This window comes from Nocardia alni, assembly GCF_019038435.1.
GTDB lineage: Bacteria > Actinomycetota > Actinomycetes > Mycobacteriales > Mycobacteriaceae > Nocardia > Nocardia alni.
This window is the reverse complement of record NZ_JAGPOX010000242.1, coordinates 1-8000: the sequence shown is the minus strand read 5'-3', so window position 1 is coordinate 8000 and position 8000 is coordinate 1. Positions and strand designations below refer to the sequence as shown.

Genomic DNA, 8000 nt, shown 5'->3' with positions numbered 1-8000 from the left:
GGCGGGCGAGGAAGGGGTGGCGCCGACGGATGCCGGCGAGGGCGGGGGTGGTGGAGATCAGTGTGGTGGCGGCCCTGGGTCTGATCCCGGATCCGGCCGCGTCGTGGGCCGTGGTGAACATGTGCAACGGCGCCGGATCGAGGTTCAGGCCGGTTCCGGCCTGGTCGAGGGCGCGTTCGCGGGCGCGGACCCGCCGGCCCAGATCGGCGACCTGTTGCTCGAGCCGGCGTATCTCCTGCTGCGACGGATTCGGGACCGGGCCGGCGACCGGCGCCGCCCCTGGTTGTAGCCGTTCGGTGGCCGTCTGCCACAGACTCCGGACCTGTAGCTCCGCTTGTCTGGCGGCAAGCCGATCGACCTCCGTGGTGGCGTCGGCGATCTCCTGCCGTACCCGGTCGTGCAGTGTGCGGAGGGCGTCGACGAGATCGGTCCAGGCGTCACGCACGGGCGCGCCGGGAGCGCCGAGCAGGCCGTTCGCATCGAGCTGGATGTGCCGGGTGCCGGTGCTGTCCCGCAGTGACAGTTGCACCGGTCGCTGCGCGGTGCGGGCGGCGTGCTCGGCCAGGAACATCGCGTTGGCCCGCGCGTGGGTGCCCAGACCGGACAGGTCGAGCCATAGGTGCGCGGTTTCCAGATGGTCGGTGTCCGGGGCCGGCCGGACGAGATCGGTCACGGCGTTCAGGAGTGACGCGCCGATGGTTCGGGTGTCGGGGTCGATGGCGTGATCGCGGTAGAGGGTGCGCAGATCGAAGAAGCTCTCGTTGTGGGTGCCCGGGAGCAGTCCGCGGCCCAGGACGTCCAGGTCCAGGGCGCAGGTACACGGTGCCGGTGACCCAGCGCCGCGCACCGGTGGGCCCGGTGACCTCGAGCACCAGGTCGGCGCGGGCCTCGAGACTGGACGAGCGCGGGCCGTTCTCGTTCTTGAGGACGTCGCGGCGGTTGGCCGTGGCTATGGCGTTCCTGCCGTGGCCGGTGCGGCCGCGCTCCAGCAGGGTGACGCTGGCCCCGACGTCGTTGTGGGCGTCCTGGTTGAAGCTCAGGTCCGGCGTGGTGGAGGTGGCGCCGCCGGCGGAGATGGTCGTGGTGGAGTTGCGCATCCGGTCCACGTGAACACCGCCGGTGTTCAGTAACCGTATCCCGCTGAGCTTCGCGGTGACGGTGATCCCGTCGGCGTCCGCCCGGCCGGAGGTGAGCCCGAATTCGCCGCGGTCGTTGCGCAGGGTCGCGGCGCCGCGCCGGATCATCTCGGTCAGCTGTTGGGTGGCGTTCTCCTCGGAGTTCCACAGCCTCGATCCGGTGGTGAACAGTTTCGGGGCGACCTCGTTCATCGCGCTGTGCAGTTGGTCGATACCGCTGTAGGTGTAGACGGCGAAGTCGTGACCCAGCGTGAACCCGACCGGATCGGGGCGCTGGCGGACCTGGGCGCCGCCGCGCGTCATGTCCAGGAGGATGTGCCCGGGCCTCCAGCCCGGCGCGGTGGGGTCCTCGGACAAGACCGCCGGTGCGAGCCGGTCGGGTAGTGGCGGCGCCGGGGCGTATCGGGGTCGCGCGTCCGGCGCCACCGCGGGCTCGCTCGGATCCGTCGCGAGTTCGGTGGCCTCGGTCGTCTCGGCCGTCGGGAACCGCACTGTGACCAGGGATTTGGTTTCGCCGCTGGTCTGCGGCGCACCGGCCAGCAGATCACGCACCGTCTCGTAGGTCAGGCGCACGATCCCGGGCCCGACCTGGTTCAGCTTGTTGAGCAGCACCCCGTCCATCGGGGATTTACGCACCCGGACACCGAAGGTGTAGGGCATGTCGAACGCGGTCGCCTGACCGGCCCGCACCGCGGTGCGGTCCTCCATGGTCAGCCCGATTTCCTCCCGGGTGTCGCGCTGTGTGGACAGCGCCGCCGCGATATTCGTCCCGCTGCTGCCCGGATAATCGACGCTGACCGTGCTGGTGTCGGCCTTGGTCCCGGTGCGTGTGGTGGTGTGGGTGATATTGCCGGCACCGTGCGCGGCGTAGTTTTCCACGCCGTTGTCCGCCCCCGGGTTCGTCGACAGGTCATGGCCGATCACCGCGTCCAACCGGTCCACATCGGGCACCGCCTGCATCTCGACCTCGACCAGTTCCGCCCCGCCGGCGTGCTGATAGGCGTAGTGCAGCACCTGCCGTCCGCGCGCGCCCCGCGCGACCAAGCCGCGCATACCCACCGGAGACGCGTAATCGGCCAGCCGGGCCTCCAGGCCCGGGACGTAGGCCGAGTGCCCCGGAGTGAACACCCCGGGTGTCTGCCCCAGCACGGTCCGCTCGATCTGCTCTCCGAACGCCGCGCGGTGACTCGCGGCGATGCCGGTCGCCGCGGAAGGACCCAGCCCGTCCCCAGCCCGCACCCGCTCGGGCAGCCAGCGCGCGGTACCCACCGGCGGCAACGCGCCGGGCGTGCCCGCCAGCCTCGCCGCGTCCGGGCCCAGCACCGCGGCGTAGTCGCGGACCTGATGCCCGGTCAGAATGAACTGGCCCCCTCGCGGGACCGTCACCAGGATCCGGACGTCCTTGTACGCACCGACTCCGAACAGATTGGAGACCGCGTTGCGGGTACCGCGTTTGACCGTCAGCACGTAGTGCAGGTCGGCGCCGAACCGGAACATCCGGTCATCCTCGGCGGAGACCCGGTTGACCTGGGTGCCGGTGGCATCCGAGGTCGTGGTCCCGGTCTGCTTCCCGTAGGTGAACCGATTGCGGTAACTCAGTGCCGTGCTCTCGGATTGGGTCGCCGCGGCGGCGCCCTTGCCGCCGAGTTCGTTACTGTCCGACGGCGTGGACGACTTACCGAACTGCCAGCCGAGCTGCCCGGAGATACCGCCCTGCCACCCCGCGGAGCTGTCCTTGGACAGTGCGGTGCCGTCCGGGGCGTACACGTCGGTCTCGATGTATCCCGGGAAGCCGCCGTGGTCGGAGGCTTGAAACGTCTCGTTGGTCAGCAGGGTCGGCTCACCGAGGTAGGCCTCCAGCTCGACGGTCGCATTGGTATCGGTCAGGATCCCGGAGGTGGCGAGGTGTTCGACCACATACTTGCCGTCCAGGACCTGCTGCCCGTTGCCGATGAGCTTGGCCGGGGCGAACGCCCCGCGGCCGAACTGCTGGATGCCCGACCCGGCGTGGTTGGGGTCCTGGCCGTGCGCGGTGCGCCACAGCCAGCCGCGACCGGCGCCCGCCGCCGGCGCCAGCACCGGGGTACGCATCCCTGCGGGCAGATCGTCGTACCGGCCGGCGATGACATCGCGGAAGGCGCTGGTCAGTGCACCCGATCCGCTCATGACATCCACCACGGCGCTGTGTGGAATCTTGTGCCGTATCGCGCGTAGCCGGCGCAGGTCCGCGGCGTTCGCCAGCCGCGCGCCCGGCGCCGGCGCGGCCGTGGCCGGACCGGGATCCACACCGGTGGTGCGCTGTTCGGGTATCCACACGTCCATGTGCCCGGCGTCCCAGGGCCGCGCCCCGGCTCGGCCCTCGTCCGCGGACAGCGACTTCCGGGCGAACCGCACCGCCGGCACATCCGAGCTGACCGTGTGCAGATCCAGGGTGAACCGCAGCGGCACCTCGAACACATCCATCCGCTGCGCACCCGCAGACAACAACGCCTGCTCGTAGGTCAACCCGTTGTCGACCGTCTTCGTCCGTCCCGACGTGTGATCGCCGGCGAGGTCCAGCGGGGCGATACTGCCCTGTAACTGGCCCAGTTTCAGCGGGCCGCCCACACTTCCCGCCACCCCGCCGGTGTGAACCCATTCCTCCCGCAGTTCCTCCGAACCGCTCATGGTCGAATTGGTCCAGTTGATGATCTGCACGTTCTCGACCGTCTTGCGGAAGGTCGGCTCCGCCGCACCCCGCAGCGCACCCAACCGCAACTCCACCCGCTCCACACCGAATGAGGTCGGCTTGTCGAACCACTCCGACGAGCCGCCATCGACCGCCTCATCCATCCGCGAGCCCAGCCCGAGCTGCGAACGCATCACCGCCAGACGGCGATAATTGTCCAACTGTGCCGCACTGGCCGCGGCGCCCGGCCGTTCGGTCCCGCTGGGCAGATAGCCGTTCGCCGCCAGCCAGGACCGTGCCCGCTCGAACAGCACATCGGTCCCGGTGATCTTGTCCGTGGTCGCGGACATCCCCAGATACCGCAGCTCCCGGACTTCCGGCGGGACGTACCGCGGCGACGGATTGGAGATACCACCGGCCGTCGCTTTGCTGTGCACCCGCACCCGCGCCGCGTCCTGCCAGGTACCCAGGTCACGGACCTTGTCGGCCTTACCCGGCCGGACCAGGGTCACCACATAACGCAAGTCCGCGGTACTCAGGAAATGCGGTGCGGCGGACTTCAACGAATGCGCGACGGACGCTGTCCCGCCGGACCCCAGGGTCCGGGTGTTGACCTTGTTGGCGTCGTAGTGGAACTGCACCTTCCCGTTCAGGCTGTGCTCGGTATCGGGATGATGAGGGGCTGTGTCGGCGGTGAAATCCACCTCCACCTGCGCACCCACATCCACACCATTGGCCACCGATAGCGAACCCTCGGTACGCACGCCACGCAACAGGTAGTTCTCCATCATCACCTTCGCACTGGTATGCCTCGGCGTGAACCGATCGACCACCGCCGTGACCTGAAGAACACCGATCGCCTCACCGGAGGCATCGAACAACGTCGGCGAGACGTAGCCTCCGGCCCGCATCAGCCGGTTGTGGGAACGCTGGGACTTCTCATCCAGGAACTTCTCCAGGACCTTCTCCGAGCTGTCGGACAGACCCTTCAGTTCCGTCCCGAACTCCGAGCGCACCTCGCGCAGCAACCGAGCGGGATCGACGATCCCGTCGATCGAGTTCAACGGGAAATCATCGAGGGAGTCCACCGGCTGAGTGGCCGGATCGGCCGGATCCACCTGCGGCACATCGCTGGAAGCCATATGGTCGGGAATGAGCGCACGCACGACACCCGCGGTGTCGGCCTGCTGCCATGCCGAATCCGGCTCCTCGTCCACCGATGACGCGGCCGTCGACGCGGTCTCGGCATCGTCAGACGACGCTGTCACATCGTCGACCGACGACGCGGTCTCGTCGTCCACCGGCTCGGTAGCGGTCTCCGCGTCGGGAATCGGTCGGATCTCGTACTCCCAATCCAGCCGGAAGTCATACGCTTTCGAGTTCTCCCTGCTGCGCAGGACAACCAAGTGCATGAGCCTGCCCGCCGCGGAGGTCGCCGTGGAAGTCTGATTATGAGTGATCACCAACTGCGGGGTGAACTTCACCGAAGCAACGGGACCTTTGAGAATGGACCACGACGGCAGACCGGGGATACCGACAGAACGGTAATTCGTTGTGGCGCCCGAGTCGCGCGCCTCGATCGCGGCCACCGAACGCTTCTCCAACTTCAGCAACGGACGCTCATCGGCACGTTCCGGATCGTGGTCGGGCGCCAGAGTGCTGGCGACAGGGTCGACCAAGCCCACGCGCAAACGGATCGCGTACCGGCGCCCACCATGCCGGACGATGATCTCGTCACCCTGCGCGCTACGCAGATACGGCATTCGCTCCTCCAGCCACCCTGGAGTCACATAGTTCTCGAGCCGTTCGACCAGATCATCGGTGCCGAGCCACGACCGCGCTCGATCGTCCGGGACGTCACGAACGGCGTCGGCCAGCTCGGCACGCAAACCGGTAATGGTGGCGTCCGGAATCGGATCCAGATGAACCAGACCCAGGACGCCGTCGGCCGCCCTACCCCAATCCCGGACCGCCTCGGGAATCGGCGAATCCTCCGGGTCGGCGTCGCTGTGCGAGCGGGTGTCGAACAAGCCTTGCAGCACATCGTCTTCCGAGGTGTCGAGTAGGCCTGGGTCTGCTTCGTGTTCCTCGTACAGGCCGTGCAGCACATGGTCTTCCGGACCGCCCAGCAGGTCGGGATCTGGTTCGTGATCCTCGTACAATCCGTGCAGCACATCGTCTTCCGGACCGTCGAGGAGGCCGGGGTCCGCTTCGTCATCCTCGAACAGGCCGTGCAGCACATCGTCTTCCGGACCGCCCAGCAGGTCGGGGTCTGCTTCGTGATCCTCGTACAGGCCGTGCAGCACATGGTTTTCGAGACCGCTCAGCAGGTCGGGGTCGTTCGAATTATCGGCCGGACGCGTGGCCGGCTGCTGGTGCGGCGAGTCGCGGGGCGTGTTTGGGGGCGGCGGATTCTGTTGCTGTGACCGGTGTTCGGTCGGCAGGGGCTCAGTGGCGTGCAGGGAGTCCGAAGAAACTGTCTCCCAGTCGGATTCATGCTCGGTGTCGGCGACCTCCATCGGCTCCGCAAGGGTCGAGCCCGCTGCGGGAGCCGAGCCGATGCGGGCGGCGCCGATGAGTTGGGCTCCGGCGGTGTCGTGGCCGGGGATGATTTGGGCCTGCCCTCGAGGGTCGTAGAGGACTGCGGTGACCCCGGCGAGATTCGCGGGGTGGTGGGAGTCGAGTGGGTATTCCCGTTTGGTCGAGGGATCCCAGACCGAAATATGTGTGCCGTCGGTGTTTTTCAGATACAGGGCGTGGGCGCCGATGCCGTACTTGTTGGTTGGGCCGGTGTATTTCTCGACGACCAAGGCTTTGGCTCCGGCCTGGAGACGCTGGAGCTGTTGGGCGATGGCCTGATAACCGGAGAAGGTTTGCAGCGTCCCCGCCGAGCGTGTCTGGAAGTCCATGGCGTCCATACCGTGCAGGCCGATCGTGCTCGGAGGTGGGGTGATGTCGTGGTTGTCGGGTGATTCGTCGGCGATGCGTTGGAGGACCTGTTGCGCACAGTCGTTGATGGCCTGATCGTCGGTGGCGGGGTGGGAGGTGTCCAGGCGGGTGCTGCCATCGGTGATCGAGGCTCGTCGCGAGGTTGTGGATTCGTGCGACTGTGCCACCCTCGTGGGCGTAATCGCCGGGGAGGTACGGGAATCGGTCTCGGCGAGCGTCGGTGCTTCCCGGTTCTCGAAGGATGTCTCGGTCGATCTGGGAGGGGGTGATGTGGGGCGTTGTGTGTCGTTGTCGAGCGGGGGTGCGTGTGCGTCGTATTCGTCGTTGCCGGTGTGTCGTGCGTTCAGGATTTGTTGTTCGATGGCGGCTTTCTGCATCGGGGTGGCCTGGGTGCGCATGTCGTGTTCGGCCGCGGTGAGGTCGTCTTTGGTTTGCTGCACATGTGTTGCGTTGTCTTGGTTTTGGTCGTGTTCGTAGGCTTGGACCGCGTCGCGGTGTTCGGTCGCGGCGTTCTGGTATTTCGTGATGATCGTTGTGACGCGCGCGTCGGGGGCGTTGCTGCGGTAGTCCTCGGGAGAGATGAAGTGCACGGCGCTGCCGGGGGTGCCGCCGTCGTCCCGGCCGCGTTCCGGGTCGCCGCTGCGGGCGGCGCGGGTTTCTACCTGATGGTTGACACGGTCGGAATACGCTGGGCCGCCATCTATTCTGACTTGCAGCCCGCCGATGGGTTTGGCGTCGGTGAACGCGGTGGTGTCATCGCCGCGTTCGGTCATCGTCTCACCGATGGCTTTGGCTTGTTTGGTGGGAGTGATATCGACACCGCGGCTCAGGATCTTGTTCCCGATGATGATCTTGCCCAGGCCGCCACCGGAGTCCAGGATCTTCTGCAGTTCTTCTTGCGCTGCGTCCTTGCTTCCGTGGGAGTCCACCCACGCGACGTCGATCTTCTCGAACTCGACCTGAACACCACGGGCTGCGGCTTCCTCCTGCAAGGCGGTCGCGAGCCGGTCGACGTCGGCGTTGTCCATGGATACCGCCAGTTGCGGGGCACCCCGCTGGACCAGTTTCCCTTCAACGTCGGTGACGAACGCACCGGGCAGCCATTCCCGTTCCCCTGTTGTCGGATTCGTCGCGTGCATCCCGTCGAACAGGACCTTGGCCATCTGCGCGTGTTTGTCTTCACGGGTGGCGAAGTGCTGGTCGAGCGGACGCCGCAGTTGCGAGTCGTAGAATCGGTCGACCTTGGA

General features: G+C 67.3%; 2 protein-coding genes. Both read right to left on the bottom strand.

Annotated elements, in window-relative coordinates; all coding sequences use genetic code 11:
• A partial coding sequence (locus JZ791_RS42740; RefSeq protein ID WP_216903453.1) for a hypothetical protein occupies positions 1 to 529 on the bottom strand: 529 nt, incomplete at its 3' end.
• A complete protein-coding gene (locus JZ791_RS42735; RefSeq protein WP_216903451.1) occupies positions 438 to 7892 on the bottom strand; it encodes a hypothetical protein in 7455 nt (2484 codons plus the stop codon). The genes JZ791_RS42740 and JZ791_RS42735, both read right to left, overlap by 92 nt.
• Positions 7893 to 8000 lie beyond the last annotated feature (108 nt).